Source organism: Xanthomonas sp. CFBP 8445 (assembly GCF_025666235.1).
Taxonomy (GTDB): Bacteria; Pseudomonadota; Gammaproteobacteria; order Xanthomonadales; family Xanthomonadaceae; genus Xanthomonas_A; species Xanthomonas_A indica.
Genome location: NZ_CP102594.1, coordinates 2,508,799 through 2,524,254, shown reverse-complemented (window position 1 = coordinate 2,524,254; position 15,456 = coordinate 2,508,799). Strand labels below are relative to the sequence as shown.

The 15,456-nt window shown below is 69.9% G+C and carries 14 protein-coding genes; all 14 read right to left on the bottom strand.

What is annotated here, in order from left to right; translation table 11 throughout:
* Window positions 1-222: 222 nt before the first annotated feature.
* The 14 genes from NUG21_RS10785 to flhA all read right to left on the bottom strand — a co-directional run bounded on the left by NUG21_RS10785 (window position 223) and on the right by flhA (window position 15,456).
* Window positions 223-2,226, bottom strand: coding sequence for a chemotaxis protein CheA (locus NUG21_RS10785; protein ID WP_263390843.1), 2,004 nt, complete (start codon window positions 2,224-2,226; stop codon window positions 223-225).
* Between the two features lie 31 nt (window positions 2,227-2,257).
* Complete coding sequence (locus NUG21_RS10780) at window positions 2,258-2,623, bottom strand: response regulator (protein ID WP_010341778.1); 366 nt, start codon at window positions 2,621-2,623, stop codon at window positions 2,258-2,260.
* On the bottom strand, window positions 2,620-2,928 hold the full coding sequence (locus tag NUG21_RS10775; protein ID WP_010341777.1) for an STAS domain-containing protein: 309 nt from the start codon (window positions 2,926-2,928) through the stop codon (window positions 2,620-2,622). The genes NUG21_RS10780 and NUG21_RS10775 overlap by 4 nt, the downstream gene beginning before the upstream one ends.
* A gap of 109 nt (window positions 2,929-3,037) precedes the next feature.
* Window positions 3,038-4,417: a chemotaxis protein CheW gene (locus NUG21_RS10770; RefSeq protein ID WP_263390842.1), complete on the bottom strand. Its 1,380-nt coding sequence runs from the start codon at window positions 4,415-4,417 to the stop codon at window positions 3,038-3,040.
* Complete coding sequence (locus tag NUG21_RS10765) at window positions 4,414-5,196, bottom strand: ParA family protein (protein WP_160946684.1); 783 nt, start codon at window positions 5,194-5,196, stop codon at window positions 4,414-4,416. The genes NUG21_RS10770 and NUG21_RS10765 overlap by 4 nt, the downstream gene beginning before the upstream one ends.
* Entirely contained in the window at window positions 5,196-6,143 is a 948-nt protein-coding gene (gene motD, locus NUG21_RS10760; protein WP_160946685.1) for a flagellar motor protein MotD, read from the bottom strand. The genes NUG21_RS10765 and motD overlap by 1 nt, the downstream gene beginning before the upstream one ends.
* A 7-nt stretch (window positions 6,144-6,150) precedes the next feature.
* A complete protein-coding gene (locus NUG21_RS10755) occupies window positions 6,151-6,891 on the bottom strand; it encodes a flagellar motor protein (RefSeq protein ID WP_010341770.1) in 741 nt (246 codons plus the stop codon).
* Between the two features lie 332 nt (window positions 6,892-7,223).
* The gene (locus NUG21_RS10750; protein ID WP_263390841.1) at window positions 7,224-8,972 is read right to left on the bottom strand and encodes a chemotaxis protein CheA; all 1,749 of its coding nucleotides are present in this window, start codon (window positions 8,970-8,972) and stop codon (window positions 7,224-7,226) included.
* 4 nt (window positions 8,973-8,976) lie between these two features.
* A complete protein-coding gene (locus NUG21_RS10745; protein WP_242083539.1) occupies window positions 8,977-9,585 on the bottom strand; it encodes a protein phosphatase CheZ in 609 nt (202 codons plus the stop codon).
* Window positions 9,586-9,978 (bottom strand): chemotaxis response regulator CheY, encoded by a 393-nt coding sequence (cheY, locus tag NUG21_RS10740; protein WP_010341542.1) that lies wholly within the window; start codon window positions 9,976-9,978, stop codon window positions 9,586-9,588.
* Window positions 9,979-9,997: 19 nt separating this feature from the next.
* Window positions 9,998-10,747 carry an RNA polymerase sigma factor FliA gene (locus tag NUG21_RS10735; protein ID WP_160947158.1) on the bottom strand — a complete coding sequence of 250 codons (750 nt, stop codon included), beginning with the start codon at window positions 10,745-10,747 and terminating at the stop codon, window positions 9,998-10,000.
* Window positions 10,744-11,628, bottom strand: a complete 885-nt coding sequence (locus NUG21_RS10730) for a MinD/ParA family ATP-binding protein (protein WP_010341540.1) — start codon at window positions 11,626-11,628, stop codon at window positions 10,744-10,746. The genes NUG21_RS10735 and NUG21_RS10730 overlap by 4 nt, the downstream gene beginning before the upstream one ends.
* Window positions 11,615-13,225: a flagellar biosynthesis GTPase FlhF gene (flhF, locus tag NUG21_RS10725; protein ID WP_263390840.1), complete on the bottom strand. Its 1,611-nt coding sequence runs from the start codon at window positions 13,223-13,225 to the stop codon at window positions 11,615-11,617. The genes NUG21_RS10730 and flhF overlap by 14 nt, the downstream gene beginning before the upstream one ends.
* Window positions 13,226-13,395: 170 nt before the next feature.
* Window positions 13,396-15,456 carry a flagellar biosynthesis protein FlhA gene (gene flhA, locus NUG21_RS10720; RefSeq protein ID WP_184502592.1) on the bottom strand — a complete coding sequence of 687 codons (2,061 nt, stop codon included), beginning with the start codon at window positions 15,454-15,456 and terminating at the stop codon, window positions 13,396-13,398.

The window sequence follows — 15,456 nt, the reverse complement described above, 5'->3', positions numbered from 1 at the left end:
CGCTCTATTGCTATCGACAGTACCGGCGGATTCTTTAGGGTCCTGTGCTGTCCTTGCGTGGCCGTTGCCTGTCCGGCAATGGCGCGCTTATGACGGTGGCGGCAGCCGCAGCGATACCGGCAGGACACGCGTTGCGGCCATGGCATCGCATGGCGCACAACGCAAAAGCCCCGGCATCGCTGCCGGGGCTCGTGTGGGACGTGACGCGGGAAGATCCTGCGGTCAGGCCGCCTGCTGCACCCGCAGCGAGCGGACCAGGCCGCCGATGTCCACGATCAGGGCGACGCGGCCGTCGCCGAGGATGGTGGCACCGGAGATGCCGCTGATGCGCCGGTAGTTGTTCTCGATGTTCTTGACCACCACCTGCTGCTGACCGATCAATTCGTCCACTTCCAGCGCCAGCTTCTGCCCGTCGGCCTCGACCACCACCACCAGCGGTTCCTCGCTCTGCTCGATGCGGCCGAAGCCGTAGGAGTCGCTGAGCGAGAGGATCGGCAGGTACTCGCCGCGGACGCGCAGCACGCGGCCTTCGCCGGCCATGGTGCGGATGTCGTCGGCCTTGGGCTGCAGTGCTTCGATGACGTAGGCCAGCGGCAGGATCAGGGTCTCGCCGGCCACCGCCACGGTCATGCCGTCGAGGATCGCCAGGGTCAGCGGCAGGCGGATCAGCACGCGGGTGCCGCGGCCGGATTCGCTTTCCAGCTGCACTTCGCCGCCCAGGCCCTGGATGTTGCGGCGGACCACGTCCATGCCGACGCCACGGCCGGACAGGTCGGTCACCGCATCGGCGGTGGAGAAGCCCGGGGCGAAGATCAGGTCCCAGACCTGCGCATCGCTCGGGTTGTCCGGCACCGCGATGCCGCGTTCGGCGGCCTTGGACAGGATGCGGTTGCGGTTGAGGCCGGCGCCGTCGTCGCTGACTTCGATGACGATGTGGCCGCCCTGGTGCGACGCGGCCAGGGTGATGGTACCGGTCTCGTCCTTGCCGGCGGCGCGGCGCGCCTCCGGCAGTTCCAAGCCGTGGTCGATCGAGTTGCGCACCAGGTGCACCAGCGGATCGGCGATCTTTTCGATCAGGCCCTTGTCCAGCTCGGTGCCCTCACCAATCGTGCGCAGGCGCACCTGCTTGCCGAGGCGGGTGGACAGGTCGCGGACCAGGCGCGGGAAGCGGCGGAACACCGCGTCCACCGGCAGCATGCGCACGCCGATCACCGCTTCCTGCAGGTCGCGGGTGTTGCGTTCCAGCAGGTCCAGACCGGCGAACAGGCGCTCGGCCACGGCCTGGTCCAGGCCGGTGGAGACCTGCTTGAGCATGGCCTGGGTGATGACCAGTTCGCCGACCAGATTGATCAGCGCGTCGACCTTGTCGACGCTGACGCGGATCGAGCTTTCCGCTTCGTGCGCGGCGGCGGCATTGCCGGCCGGGGCGTTGGCGGCCACGGCAGCGGCCGGCGCGGCGGTGGCGGCGGTCGGCGGCGCGGTCAGCACCGGGGCCGGCGCGGTAGCCAGGCTCGGCGGCGGCACCGGGCGGATGTCCAGTTCGCAGTCGTCGATGACCCAGGCAAAGGTATCTTCGATCGCGCTGCGCGGGATCTTGCCGACCAGGCCCAGGTCCCAGGCCAGGTAGGCCTCGAGCGGGTCGAGTTCGGCGAAGCCGGGCAGGCGCGTGCTGCGGCAGGCGACCTGCAGCGGGCCGAGATGTTCGAGTTCGCGGATGATGCGCAGCGGGTCGTTGCCGCTCATGAACAGCGACGGCGCCGGGGTGAAGCCGATCTGCCAGGCTTCCGGCTCGGCCGGCTGGTTCGCCGCCGGGGTGGCGGCGGCCGGCGCGGCGGGGCCGCCGTTCAACGCGTGCTGCAGGCGTTCGTGCACGGCCTTGACCGCGGCCGGATCGGCCGGGACGCCGTGTTCGGCTTCGCGCAGCAGGGCACGCAGCACGTCCACCGAGCCGAGGATGGCGTCGATGGCGTGTGCTTCGACTTCGCGCTTGCCGGCGCGCAGCTCGTCGAGCAGCGTCTCCAGCACGTGGGTGAGGCCGGCCATCGCTTCGAAGCCGAAGGTGGCGGCGCCGCCCTTGATCGAGTGCGCGGCGCGGAACACCGAGTTGATGGTCTCGGGATCGCGATTGCCTTCTTCCAGCGACAGCAATCCGGCTTCCATCGCATCCAGTCCTTCGCGGCTTTCCTCGAAGAAGGTGGCGTGGAAACGCTGCAGGTCCATGCTCATGGGGCGGGAGTCCGGAAAAGGAGGGGAGGGATCAGCCCAGGACTTTCTGGACGGTGGCGATCAGCTGTTCGGGATTGAACGGCTTGACCAGCCAGCCGGTGGCACCGGCCGCCTTGCCCTCGGACTTCTTCTCCGCCGCCGACTCGGTGGTCAGCATCAGCATCGGGGTGAACTTGTAGTCCGGCAGCTGCCGCAGCTCGCGGATCAGGGTGATGCCGTCCATGTTCGGCATGTTGACGTCGGTGACCACCGCGTTGAAGCGCTGGCCCTTGGCGCGGCCCAGCGCGACCGCGCCGTCTTCTGCTTCTTCGACGGCAAAGCCGGCCGAGGTGAGGGCGAAGGAGACCATCTGGCGCATCGACGCCGAATCGTCCACTACCAAGATACGTGCGCTCATGCCGCGTTCTCCACAGATTTCAGATTGTCAGGGGTTGCAGGAAGGCCCAGCGATTCGCTGACCCCTAGCAGGCGGGCCGCATCGCGAAAGGTCGCGTTGCAGGCCTCGAATTCGGTGCGCTTGCCGTCCTTGCGACGGGCGTCGACGAATGCGCACAGCACCTGTACGGATGCGGTATGGATGCGGCGCACTTCGCCGGCGTCCAGCCGCAGCACGTCGTCCGACGCAAGGAACGCGGTCAGGCGTTGTTTCAGGTCGGCGCTGGTCTCGATGCCGAGATCCTCGCCAAGGGGGACTGTGCTCATCATTGCTCCGCACCAAATGGTTCTATGGCAGATAACGGCCGTGGCCTGAAAAGCTTTAGTGGGGGTTGGAAAGTGCGGCACCGTTCCCAGTTGCGGCCCGCCGCGCGGGTCAATGCAGCAGTTGCTCGGCGTCGAGCAGGATCATCGGCTGCTGCGCCAGCCGCGCCACGCCGCGGAACAGATGGTTGGAAATGCGGCAGATGCGGGCGTTGTCCGGCGGCTCGATCTGCTGGTCGCTGAGGCTGGCCACGTCTTCCACGGCGGACACGCGCAGGCCCAGGGTCTCGCCGTTCTCTTCCAGCACCACCACCCGGGTCTGCATGTCCATCTCGATCGGCGCGGCGCCCAGGTGCACGCCCAGATCGAGCACCGGCACCACCTGTCCGCGCAGGTTCATGATGCCGAGCATGGCCGGCGGCGTGCCGCGCAGCGCCAGCAGCGGCACCGGCAGCACCACTTCCTGCACCTTCAGCAGTTCCAGCGCGTAGGCCTGCTCGCCGCAGCGCAGGCGCAGCCAGCGGGTGCGGCGCTCGGCCAGGCGTTCGGGAGCGATGGCCGAGCCATGTGGCACGCTCGGGGCCATGAACGCCTGCAGGTTCGGCGGCAGCTTGGCGCCGGCCGCCTGTGCGCGGCTGGCTTCGGCGCGGCGCTCCGGCGGCACCGCCATCGGCGGGCGCTTGACCGCGCGCGCGGCGGCGGCATCGTCTTCGGCGGCCAGGTCGCGCGGCACGGTGGCGCGCTGCCGTTCCATCGCGGCGACCGCATCCAGGTCGGCCTGGCGCTCGGCCTGCTGGGCCGGGGTCAGCGCGGCAGGCGCGGGCGCGTCCTGCGACATGATGCCGGCCAGGGCCGGATCCGAGTCGGCTTCGGCCAGGACCGCGGCGGCGATCTCTTCGGGCGTCGGACCAGTCGGAGCAGGCGCCAACGCCTGCTGCGACATGATGCCGGCCAGGGCCGGATCGGCATCGGCTTCGGCCAGGACCGCGGCAGCGATCTGTTCGGGCGTCGGGCCGGCCGGGGCAGGCGCCAGCGCTTGCTGCGACATGATGCCGGCCAGGGCCGGATCGGAGTCGGCTTCGGCCAGGACCGCGGCAGCGATCTGTTCGGGCGTCGGGCCGGCCGGGGCAGGCGCCAGCGCCTGCTGCGACATGATGCCGGCCAGGGCCGGATCGGAGTCGGCTTCGGCCAGGACCGCGGCGGCGATCTGTTCGGGTGTCGGGCCTGCCGGAGCGGGGGCGAGTGCCTCTTGCGACATGATGCCGGCCAGGGCCGGATCGGAGTCGGCCTCGGCCAGGACCGCGGCAGCGATCTGCTCGGGCGTGGGACCGGCCGCGGCTGCAGCAGCCGGAGCCGGCACCGTCTCCTCGGCTTCCGCTTCCACGTCGGCGACCGCGACCGGCGCGGGGCTCGGCGGCGTCTTCTGCTCTTCGGCGATCACGTCGTGGAGCAGGCCTTCCAGATAATCGTCGATGATGCCGGGGGTGCTCATGCGGCTTGCTCCATCGGTGTCGCATCGCTGGCCAGCAGCCATTCCAGCGCGCGGCGGTAGGCGGCCAGGCCGCGGCCGGGGTAGTCGCCGGGCACGCCGGCCACGGTCAGCGCCTTGACGTTGCAGATCTTGGTGTCGACCGGGATGGCGTCTTCCCACACCCGCTCGCCGTAGCTGTCCTGCATCTGCCGCAGGGTCTCGTTGCCGGCACGGGTGCGCTTGTCGAACAGGGTCGGCAGGATCGAGGCGGGCAGGGGCCGGCGGCGCGAGCGCTCGACCATGTCCACGGTGCGGACCATGCTGGCCAGACCGTGCAGGGCCAGCGGTTCGGCCTGGGTCGGGATGATCACGCGGTCGGCCGCGGCCAGCGCGTTGATCATCAGCAGGCCCAGGGTCGGCGGGCAGTCGAGCAGGATGTAGTCGTGCTGGCCGGCGTGGCGGGCCATGGCCTGCTGCAGGGCCAGGCCCAGGCCTGGCTGGTTGGCGCTGCGCCGTTCCAGCGTGGCCAGCGCGGTCTGCCCGCAGACGAAGCTCAGGCGCTCGACCGCGGTGTCGCGGGCCAGTGCGGCGAGCTCGCCCGGCGGGGACGCGAACAGGTCGAGCACGCCCGGCGGCTGCGGTTCCTGCGGCACGTCGAAGGCCCGGGTCAGCGAGGCGTGCGGATCGAGATCGAGCATCAGCACGCGGTGCCCGAGCATGGCCAGCCCACGGCCCATGGCCAGCGTGGTGGTGGTCTTGCCCACGCCACCTTTCTGGTTGGCGATCGCCCAGATGCGCATCAGTTGACTCCTTCAATGGCAGGTACAGCGCGGGGACCGCCGGCGCTGCCGGCGGCCGCCGCGGCGGGGGGTGTCGGGGTGGCCGGCGCGGCGCCGGCGCTCAAGCGGTCCGAGGCCGACGGCGTCGCATCGGTGCTGTCGCCGGAATCGGCCAGGATCACCAGCACCACGCGGCGGTTGGCGTTGCGGCCAGCCGGCGTGTCGTTGCTGGCACGCGGGCGGAACTGGCCGTAGCCGATCATCGACAGCCGCGAGGGCTGCAGGCCCTGGTCGGCGAACAGGTGGACCACGCTGGCCGCGCGTGCCGCCGACAGTTCCCAGTTGGACGGGAACTGCGCGGTGGCGATCGGGGTGTTGTCGGTGTAGCCCTCCACGCGCACGCCGTTGGGCACGCCGGCCAGCACCTGCGCCAGTTCCGACAGGGTGGCGCGTGCGCTCTGGTCGAGCGCGGCCGAGCCGGAGCCGAACAGGATGTCGCTGTTGATCTCCACTTCGATCCACAGCCCGGCGCGGCGCACGGTGATCAGCTTCTTCTGGATCAGCGGTGCCAGCGCGGCGCCGAGGCGGTCGGCGATGCTGTCGAGCTGGCGCTGCGCGCGGCGCAGCTGTTGCGCGTCGCGCAGGTCGTCGCCGCGCTGCGCGTTGCCGGAGGGCAGGCGGTTGGGATCGGGCAGGGTCAGCGCCGGGCTGGACTTGATCGGGGTCGGCCGTTCGCCGCCCTGGCCCTGCAGCGCCTGGTCGCCGACCTGCACCGGGCGCAACGTCTTCGGGGTGCCGCCGAACGCCGCGCTCATCGCGTCGGCCATCACCCGGTACTTGGCTTCGTTGATCGTGGACAGCGCGTACATCACCACGAAGAAGGCGAGCAGCAACGTCATCAGGTCGGCATAGGGGATGGCCCATGCCTCGTGGTTGGCGTGCTCGTCGTGGGAATGCTTGCGGGCCATTCGGAACTCAATGCAAGAATCCGGCCAGTTTCGATTCGATGTTGCGCGGGTTCTCGCCCTGGGCGATGGCGATCAACCCTTCGATGATCATTTCGCGCTCGCCGCAGCTGTGCTTGATCACGCTCTTGAGCTTGGCGGCCATCGGCAGGAACAGCAGGTTGGCCGAGGCGATGCCGTAGATGGTGGCGGTGAAGGCGGCGGCGATGCCGTGGCCGAGCTTGCTCGGGTCGGCCAGGTTCTTCATCACCGCGATCAGGCCCAGCACCGCGCCGATGATGCCCAGGGTCGGCGCATAGATGCCCATGCCCTCGAACACCTTGGCCGCGGCCAGGTCGCAATGTTCCTGGCCTTCCAGGTCGATCTCCAGCATGTGCCGGATGGCTTCCGGCTCCACGCCGTCCACCAGCATCTGCAGGCCCTTGCGCACGAACGGATCCTGCTGCTGCGGCACCTGGTTCTCCAGGCCGAGCAGGCCCTGGCGACGCGCGATGTTGCTCCATTCCACGATCTGCTTGAGCAGCGCCTGGCGATCGCTCGGCGGCGGCCACAGGATCCACTTGGCGATCTGGAACGCACGGCGGAACACGGAGGGCGGGGTGTGCACCAGGATCGCGGCGACGGTGCCGACGATCACGATCACGAACGCAGCCGGCGACCACAGCGCCGAAATGCCGGCGCCCTTGAGGATGCTGCCGCCGATGAGCGACAGAATCGCCAACAGCAGGCCGATGAGACTGAGCTTGTCCATGCAGGGGGTATCGGCCAGGGGCCAGGGGACTTGATGGGGGCGGGATTCGGGATTCGGGAATCGGGATTTGGGATTGGCAAGAGCGCGAGGGCGGAGGGTTGGTCGGTGTGCCGTAGGAGCGGCTTCAGCCGCGACGCGCGGACCTTGGCGCGTTGCCTAAACACAATCGTTCGGATCGTCTCGGCAATTGGCACTGCGCTGCGCGTGCTATCGCCAATCCCAGCCTCACCGCGTCGCGGCTGAAGCCGCTCCTACGGCGGAATCAGGGAAAACGAGGCGCCAGGGAAGTCGCTGTTGCGAATCCCCACTCCCGAATCCCCAATCCCGGCCCCTCAGGCCTTCAGGCCATCGACATCCAGGATCAACGCCAGGCGGCCGTCGCCGATCAAGGTGGCGCCGGCGTAGCCGGGCAGGCCGCGCAGGGAGCGCGGCAGCGGCTTGATCACCACCTCTTCGCGGCCGCGGACCTGGTCCACCACCAGGCCCATGCGCGATTCGCCGGCCTGCAGCACCACCACGGTGAGCAGCGGCAGTTGCGGGGCGTCGATGTTGAGCCACTGGCGCAGGTCCACCAGCGGCAGGGTGTGCGACTGCCGGTCGAGCACGGCGCGGCCGTCGAACCAGCCCAGCGAGCGGCGCGGCGCGTGCAGCACTTCGACCACGCGCGCCAGCGGCAGCGCGTAGACGGTATCGCCGGCCTGCACCAGCAGGGTCGGCAGGATCGCCAGGGTAAGCGGCACGCGGATCAGGAAGCGGCTGCCGCGGCCCAGTTCCGACTGGATCTGGATCTGCCCGCTGAGTTCGCGGATACGCGACTGCACCACGTCCATGCCGACGCCGCGGCCGGAGATGTCGGTGACTTCGGACTTGGTCGAGAAGCCGGGCAGGAACACCAGATGCAGGCATTCCTCGGTACTCAGGCGGGCGGCGGCCTCGGGGTCGATCAGGCCCTTCTCGCGTGCCTTGGCGCGCAGCCGTTCCGGGTCGATGCCGGCGCCGTCGTCCTGCACCTCGATGCTGACGTAGTCGCCTTCCTGCTGCGCCGACAGGCGCACGTGGCCGCCGCGCGGCTTGCCGGTGGCCTCGCGCAGCGCCGGCGCCTCGATGCCGTGGTCGATGGCATTGCGCACCAGGTGCACCAGCGGATCGGCCAGCGCTTCGACCAGGTTGCGGTCCAGTTCGGTGTCGGCGCCGATCAGTTCCAGTTCCACTTCCTTGTTGAGGGAGCGGGCGACGTCGCGCGCCACCTTGGGGAAGCGCGAGAACACCTTGCCGACGGGCTGCATGCGCGTGCGCATCACCGCCGACTGCAGGCGCGCGGTGGCGATGTCCAGGCTGCTGACCGCGCGGTCCAGTTCCTCGTCGCGCAGGCGTACGCGCAGGGTCTTGAGCCGGTTGCGCGAGAGCACCAGTTCGCCGATCAGGTTGACGATCGCGTCCAGACGCTTGGTGTCCACGCGCACGGTATGTTCGGGCTCGGCGGCCTTGGCCGGGGCGGCCGCGGCCTTGGGCGCGGGGTTGGGCGCGCGCGGCGCCGGCTGCAGCGCCTGCGGCGTGGCCGCCGGTGGCGCATCGCCGTGCAACTGGTCCAGCAGCGCCTCGAATTCGTCGTCGCTGATCAGGTCCGCATCGCCGGCGGCGGCTGCCTGGGGCGCGGGCGCCGGCGCGGCGCTCTTGGCCGGTGCTGCGGCCGGGGCGGCGTCGCCATGCGCATCGAACTGCGCGATCAGCTCCGCCGGCGCGCGCGGCGGCTCCTGGCCGCTGCCGAAGGCGTCGAGCATCGACTGCAGGTAGTCCAGCGACTGCTGCGCGGCGTCGAAGTGCCGCGCCTGCAGGGTGGCCTGGCCGGCACGGGCCATGCCCAGGGTTTCCTCCGCGGCGTGGCACAGCTCGACCATGGCGTTGATCGCCAGGAAGCCGGCGCCGCCCTTGAGCGTGTGGAAACCGCGGAACACGGCGTTGAGCTGGCCGCTATCCTCGGGCGCCTGCTCCAGCGACACCAACTGCTCGCCGAGCCGGTCCAGGATCTCCTGGGCCTCGATGATGAAGTCGGCAGCGATGTCGTCGGGTACGGCGCTCATAGCGTTACAGTCCCAGGCCCGAGAGCAGGTCGTCGGCGTCGTTCTGCGACACGCCGTGGCGGTCCAGGCCGGGCAGGGCCGGGCCGGCCAGGCTGCCGTCGGCCTTGCGTTCTTCCTTCGGCGGCAGACCCAGCGCGCCGAAGCCCTCGTGCACGCGACGCACGATGCCGGCGACGCGGCGGATGATCTGCCCGGTCAGGTCCTGGAAGCTCTGCGCCAGGGCCATTTCGGTGAGGTTGTGGCGGATCTTGTCGAGGATCTCGCTCTGGTCGCCGCTGAGGCCGCCGGCGGCCAGCTGGTTGGCCAGCGCACGGCATTCCTCGGCCAGGTCCAGGGTGCGGTGGCTGGCCTGTTCGGTCATCTCCACCACGTGGTCCAGGCGCGAGCAGGCGTCGTCCAGCTCGCCGGCCTCGCTGGGCACCATCGGCAGTTCGCCGAGCGCCTGGCCCAGATCGCGCGCGAGCCGGCTCAGGCCCTGCATCATCGGCCGCGTGCGCCAGGCGGCGAGGGTGTCGATCTCCCTGCGCCAGCCGGCCTCGTCGCCGTTTTCCAGCGCGTCCAGCGCGCCTTGCAGGCGTTCGATCAGGGCAGTACGTTCGGCGGTGGCTTCCATTTAGGCGGTCGCCCCCAGGCGCTCGAAGATCTTGCCCAGCTTCTCCTGCAGCGTCTGCGCGGTGAACGGCTTGATGATGTAGCCGTTCACGCCGCACTGCGCGGCCTCGATGATCTGCTCGCGCTTGGCCTCGGCGGTGACCATCAGCACCGGCAGGTGCTTGAGCTTGTCGTCGGCGCGGATGTTGCGCAGCAGATCGATGCCGGTCATGCCCGGCATGTTCCAGTCGGTGACCACGAACTCGAACGGTGCCGAGCGCAGCGCGGCCAGGGCGCTGTTGCCGTCTTCGGCCTCGGCGGTGTTGGTGAAGCCCAGATCGCCGAGCAGATTCTTGACGATGCGTCGCATCGTCGAGAAATCGTCCACGATCAAAATCCGCATGTTCTTGTTCACCACTGACTCCTAAGGGTTCCTATTCTTCGTCTTCCAGGCCGGCATCGGCGACCTCGAACGCCTTCAGGCGTCCGCGCAACCGTACCGTGGCCTGGCCATGGATCTGACACACGCGCGACTCGCTGACCCCGAGCACCGCGCCGATTTCCTTGAGGTTCAATTCCTGCTCGTAGTACAGCGACAGCACCAACTGCTCGCGTTCGGGCAATTGCGCGATGGCCTTGCCCAGCTCGCGGCCGAATTCGCTGCGCTCGAGCATCTGCTGCGGATTGGGTCCGCCCTTGGCGATGGTATCCAGTTCGCCATGGTCCTCGATGCGCGACTCCAGGCTCAGCACCTGGCCGCGGGCGGCATCTTCCATCAAACGCAGGTATTCGGGAAGCGGCATGTCCATCGCCGCGGCCACTTCGTTGGCGGCGGCGGCGCGGCCGGTGCTCTGCTCGATCTTGCGGATCGCCGAGGCGGCATCGCGGGCGCGGCGGTGCACCGAGCGCGGTACCCAGTCGCCGCGGCGGATCTCATCGATCATCGCGCCGCGGATGCGGATCGAGGCGTAGGTCTCGAACGAGGCGCCCTGGTCGGCGTCGTAGCTGCGCGAGGCCTCGATCAGGCCGATCATGCCGGCCTGGATCAGGTCGTCGATCTCCACGCTGGCCGGCAGCCGCGCCGCCAGGTGGTGGGCGATGCGCCGGACCAGGTCCGAGTGCTGGGCGATGTAGTCGTTGGCGCTGTTGCGCTGGACGGCGCGGTAGTGGGCGGCGGCGTTCATGCGGCCACCCCGCGCTGGATGATGCGTTCGACGAAGAACTCGACGTTGCCGCGCGGCGCGGTCGGCGCCTGCCAGCGCGCGGTGCGCCGGGCGATCTCGGAGATCGCCTGCGCCGACGGGCTGGACGGGTAGGCCTTGACCACCGGCTGCTGGCGCTGCACCGACAGGCGCAGCCAGTCGTCCTGCGGCACGCAGCCCAGGTAGTTCAGCGACACGTCGCCGAGGAACTTCTCGCAGACCCGGCTGAGCTTGTCGTACAGCAGGCGGCCCTCGTTGAGGTCTCGGACCATGTTGGCGACGATCTGCACCCGGTCCACGCCGCGCTCGCGCGAGAGCACCTTGATCAGGGCGTAGGCGTCGGTGATCGAGGCCGGCTCGTCGCAAACCACCACCACCGCGTCCTGCGCGGCCTGGCAGAAGGTCAGCACGCTGTCGGTGATGCCGGCGGCGGTGTCGACGATCATCACGTCCAGCTCGCGCTGCAGCTCGGAGAACACGTTGACCAGGCCCACGTGCTGGGCCGGCGGCAGCTCGGCCATGTAGCGGCGGCCGGAGGCGGCGGGCACCACCATCAGCCCGTTGGGCATGTCGATCAGCACCTCTTCCAGGGTGCAGCGCCCGGCGACCAGGTCGGCCACGGTGAACTTGGGGGTCAGCCCCAGCAGCACGTCGACGTTGGCCAGGCCGAGGTCGGCGTCCAGCAGCAGGGTGCGCTTGCCCATGTCGGCCAGCGCCATGGACAGGTTGACGGAGATGTTGGTCTTGCCCACGCCGCCCTTGCCGCCGGTCACGGCGATGGTGCGCACCGGACCCAGCGGTTCGCTGCGCGTCGCCGACAGGGGGAAGGCATTGGTCAGATTGACGTAGTCACGCGACGGCATGGGTCTGCTCCGGAGTACAGGGCTTATCGGCAGCGCGCCGCAAATCTTCAAGGCGCAATACCAGGCTGGCGGCGTTGGCGCGGTGCAGGTCGTCCGGCACACGCTGTCCATCGGTCACCCAGGTGATGGGGAGGCGGTGGTCCACGACCACCGACAAGGCACTGCCGAACCGCCCGGTCTCGTCCAACTTGGTCATGATGACCCCCTGTGGGTCGGCGCCGGCAAACCGGCGCACCACCTCGTCCAGGTCGGAGAAATGGGCGTTGGCAGGGAGGACCAGCAAGGATCGGACCACGCGCGAGGCGCGCAGCCAGTGCAACTGGGCGGCCAGGGCGCGGTCGCGCTGGCCCATGCCGGCGGTGTCGATCAGCACCAGCTTGTAGTCGGCCAGGCGCTCCAGCAGCTGCTGCAGCGCGGCGTCGCTGTCGGCCTCGTGCACGGCGATGCCGAGCTGGCGGCCGTAGCTGTGCAGCTGTTCGCGGCCGCCGACGCGGACGGTGTCGGTGGTGACCAGGGCCACGTCGCGGGCGGCGTGGCGCTCCAGGAAGCGCGAGGCCAGCTTGGCGATGGTGGTGGTCTTGCCGGCGCCGGTCGGGCCGATCAGGGCGATCACGCCGCCTTCCTCGAGCGGGTCCAGCGCGGCGATCGGCAGGCGCTTGGACAGCAGGCCCAGCATCAGCCCGCGGCCGCGGTGCAGCTCCAGGTCGGCGGGGATCTGCATGACCACGTCGCGGGTGATGCCGCTGTCGAAGCCGTAGTCGTCCATCAGCTCCAGCGCCTGGGCGCGGACCGGCGAGCCGCGCAGGCGCTCGTCGGTGAGGCGGTTCATCTCGCGCTCGATCATCTGCCGCATCAGCGCCAGTTCGTCGCGCAGCTGCGTCAATTGTTCGTCGTTCTGCGGAGCGGGGAAGGTCGGCACTGCCGCCAGCGTCGCGGCCGCCGGGATTCCGGCAGTGGCTGGCGCGTCCGGCTTGGCCACGCTGGACGCGGCCGGGGCCGGGCTCGCCACCGGCGTCAGTGCCACCGCGGCGACGTCGTCGCGCCAGGCCGGCGCGGCGTCGACGGCCGGCGCCGGGGTGGCGGCGAACGGGCTGGGCATCGGCACGCTGATCGGGGCGTTGCGGAACACGTCCTCGGGGATGCTGAAGTCGGCGCGTGCCGGGGCCGCGGCCTTGGCCGCTGCGGCCGGGCGCGCTGCGGCGGCCGGGGCCGCCGCGGCGGGCATGGCCGAGGCGGCCAGCGCCGCCGGCTGGGTCAGCGGCCGGGCCGCGGGCGCGGCCGGCGCGGCACCGCCGCGGCGTTCGCTGATCGCGGCCATCATCGCCATCGCCGGGTTGGCCGCGGCGCTCTCGCCACGCGCGGCGCGCGGGGCCGGAGCGGCCGGTGCCTGCGCCGCGGCGGCGCGCGGCGCCTCGTCCGGGCGCACCGCATCCAGCGCCCGCTGCACCAGCGCCTCGTCGTAATTGCTGGCGGCGACGATCTCGATGCCCTCGTCGGTACGCCGGTTGGACAGGATCACCGCATCCGGGCCGTGCTCGTCGCGCACCATCCGGAAGGCGGTGCGCATGTCGGGGGCGACAAAGCGTTTGATCTTCATGGGTGGGAGCCGGGAATGGTGAATGGGGAATTGGGAATGGATGCGGGATCGGTGCCGGTACGTGGCGGGCCGCGGTGTCGTGTCTGGTTTTTCGTGATCGTGTTCATTGCTCTCTCCGCTGCCGGGGCAAGGGTGCGATTCCCCATTCCCTATTCCCGATTCCCGTCATCTCAACTGATCGTGCCCACCAGCTTCAGCCGCTTGTCCTCCGGCACTTCGCTGTAGGACAGGACCGACAGCGCGGGGACGCTGTGGCGAACCAGGCGGGCGAGGGCGGCGCGGACCTGCGCCGGCACCAGCACCACCGCCGGTTCGTTGCGCGCCTCCTGCTTGCTCACGCAGTCCGCCAGACTTTGGTGCAAGCGTTCGGCCAGTCCGGGTTCCAGCGCCGCGCCGTTGCCCTGGGTAGAGTCCTGCAAGACACGTTCCAATTGCGGGGCCAGGGTGAACACCGGCAGTTCCGGGGCCATGCCGGCGATCTCCTGGACGATGAAACGGCCCAGGGCGTTGCGCACGGCGGCGGTGAGCGCGCCGGGTTCCTGACTCTGCGGGGCATGCTCGACCAGGGCCTCGACGATCTTGCGCAGCTGCCGCACCGGGATCTTCTCGATCAGCAGGTTCTGCAGCACCCGCACCACCACCGACAGCGGCAGCGCCTTGGGGGTGAGGTCCTCGACCAGCTTGGGCGCGCTCTTGGCCAGGGTCGCCAGCAACTGCTGCACTTCCTCGTGGCCGAGCAGTTCCGGGGCGTGCTCGCGGATCAGGTGCGAGAGGTGGGTGGCGATCACCGTGGCCGGGTCGACCACGGTATAGCCCATGGTCTCGGCCTGGGCACGCAGGTGCGGCTGGATCCAGATCGCATCCAGGCCGAACGCCGGATCCTTGCCGGGAATGCCGTCGATCTTGCCGAGCGCGCCGCCCGGGTCCAGCGCCAGTTCGCGGTCCGGGTGGATGTCGGCGGTGGCCACCGGCACGCCGTGCACCAGCAGGCGGTAGGCGTTGGCCGGCAGTTCCAGGTTGTCGCGGATGTGCACCGGCGGCACCAGGAAGCCGATGTCCTGGGTCAGCTTGCGGCGCACGCCCTTGATGCGTGCCATCAGTTCGCCGCCCTGGGCCTTGTCCACCAGCGGGATCAGCCGGTAGCCGACCTCAAGGCCCAGCGGGTCGATCGGGCGCAGTTCGTCCCAGCCCAGTTCGGCATTGGCCTGGGCCGCAGCGGCGGCCTGCGGCGCCGCCTCGGCGGCGGCCGGCGGCGGCAGCAGGCTGCGCTTCCACATCTTCCAGGCCAGCAGGCCCAGGATCAGCGCCAGCGTCAAGAAAGCGACATTGGGCATGCCGGGGATCAGGCCGACCAGGCCCAGGATCGCCGCGGCCACCGCCAGCGCCTTATGCTGGCCGAACACCTGGCCCATCATCGAGGCGCCCATGTCCTGCGAACGCGAGGCGCGGGTGACCAGCATCGCCACCGCCGAGGACACCAGCAGCGCCGGCAGCTGCGCGACCAGGCCATCGCCGATCGAAAGCAGGGTATAGGTGGAGGCCGCCTGTCCCACCGGCATGCCATGCTGCAGCACGCCGACCGCCATGCCGCCGATCAGGTTGATGAACAGGATCAGGATGCCGGCGATGGCGTCGCCGCGGATGAACTTGCTGGCGCCGTCCATCGAGCCGTAGAAGTCCGCTTCCTCGCGCACCTCCTCGCGGCGGGCCTTGGCTTCCTCGCGGGTCAGCAGGCCGGCGTTGAGGTCGGCGTCGATCGCCATCTGCTTGCCGGGCATGGCGTCGAGGATGAAGCGCGCGGTCACTTCCGACACGCGCCCGGCGCCCTTGGTGATGACCACGAAGTTGATGATGGTCAGGATCGCGAACACCACGATGCCGACCGCATAGTTGCCGCCGATCACGAATTCGCCGAAGGCCTCGATCACCTTGCCGGCGGCGCCATGGCCGTCCTGGCCATTGATCAGGATCACGCGGGTGGAGGCCACGTTCAGCGCCAGGCGCAGCATCGTGGTCATCAGCAGCACGATCGGGAAGATGCTGAACTCCAGCGGCCGCTTCACGTACACCACCGCCAGCAGCACCATCAGCGAGATGGCGATGTTGAAGGTGAACAGGGCGTCCAGCACCGGGGCGGCCAGCGGCACCACCACCATCGCCAGCATCAGCAACACGATCACCGGGGCGCCGAGCCCGTGCTTGATCATGTCCATGACTTTGCGCGTGTTCAT

What these genes read in the sequence shown, in the direction of transcription:
- NUG21_RS10755 (WP_010341770.1), bottom strand. Translation starts at nt 6,891, where the DNA reads ATGGACAAGCTCAGTCTCATCGGCCTGCTGTTGGCGATTCTGTCGCTC.
- NUG21_RS10730 (WP_010341540.1), bottom strand. Translation starts at nt 11,628, where the DNA reads ATGCCGTCGCGTGACTACGTCAATCTGACCAATGCCTTCCCCCTGTCG.
- NUG21_RS10735 (WP_160947158.1), bottom strand. Translation starts at nt 10,747, where the DNA reads ATGAACGCCGCCGCCCACTACCGCGCCGTCCAGCGCAACAGCGCCAAC.
- motD (WP_160946685.1), bottom strand. Translation starts at nt 6,143, where the DNA reads ATGGCCCGCAAGCATTCCCACGACGAGCACGCCAACCACGAGGCATGG.
- NUG21_RS10745 (WP_242083539.1), bottom strand. Translation starts at nt 9,585, where the DNA reads ATGGAAGCCACCGCCGAACGTACTGCCCTGATCGAACGCCTGCAAGGC.
- flhA (WP_184502592.1), bottom strand. Translation starts at nt 15,456, where the DNA reads ATGAACACGCGCAAAGTCATGGACATGATCAAGCACGGGCTCGGCGCC.
- NUG21_RS10770 (WP_263390842.1), bottom strand. Translation starts at nt 4,417, where the DNA reads ATGAGCACCCCCGGCATCATCGACGATTATCTGGAAGGCCTGCTCCAC.
- NUG21_RS10750 (WP_263390841.1), bottom strand. Translation starts at nt 8,972, where the DNA reads ATGAGCGCCGTACCCGACGACATCGCTGCCGACTTCATCATCGAGGCC.
- NUG21_RS10765 (WP_160946684.1), bottom strand. Translation starts at nt 5,196, where the DNA reads ATGCGCATCTGGGCGATCGCCAACCAGAAAGGTGGCGTGGGCAAGACC.
- flhF (WP_263390840.1), bottom strand. Translation starts at nt 13,225, where the DNA reads ATGAAGATCAAACGCTTTGTCGCCCCCGACATGCGCACCGCCTTCCGG.
- NUG21_RS10780 (WP_010341778.1), bottom strand. Translation starts at nt 2,623, where the DNA reads ATGAGCGCACGTATCTTGGTAGTGGACGATTCGGCGTCGATGCGCCAG.
- NUG21_RS10775 (WP_010341777.1), bottom strand. Translation starts at nt 2,928, where the DNA reads ATGAGCACAGTCCCCCTTGGCGAGGATCTCGGCATCGAGACCAGCGCC.
- NUG21_RS10785 (WP_263390843.1), bottom strand. Translation starts at nt 2,226, where the DNA reads ATGAGCATGGACCTGCAGCGTTTCCACGCCACCTTCTTCGAGGAAAGC.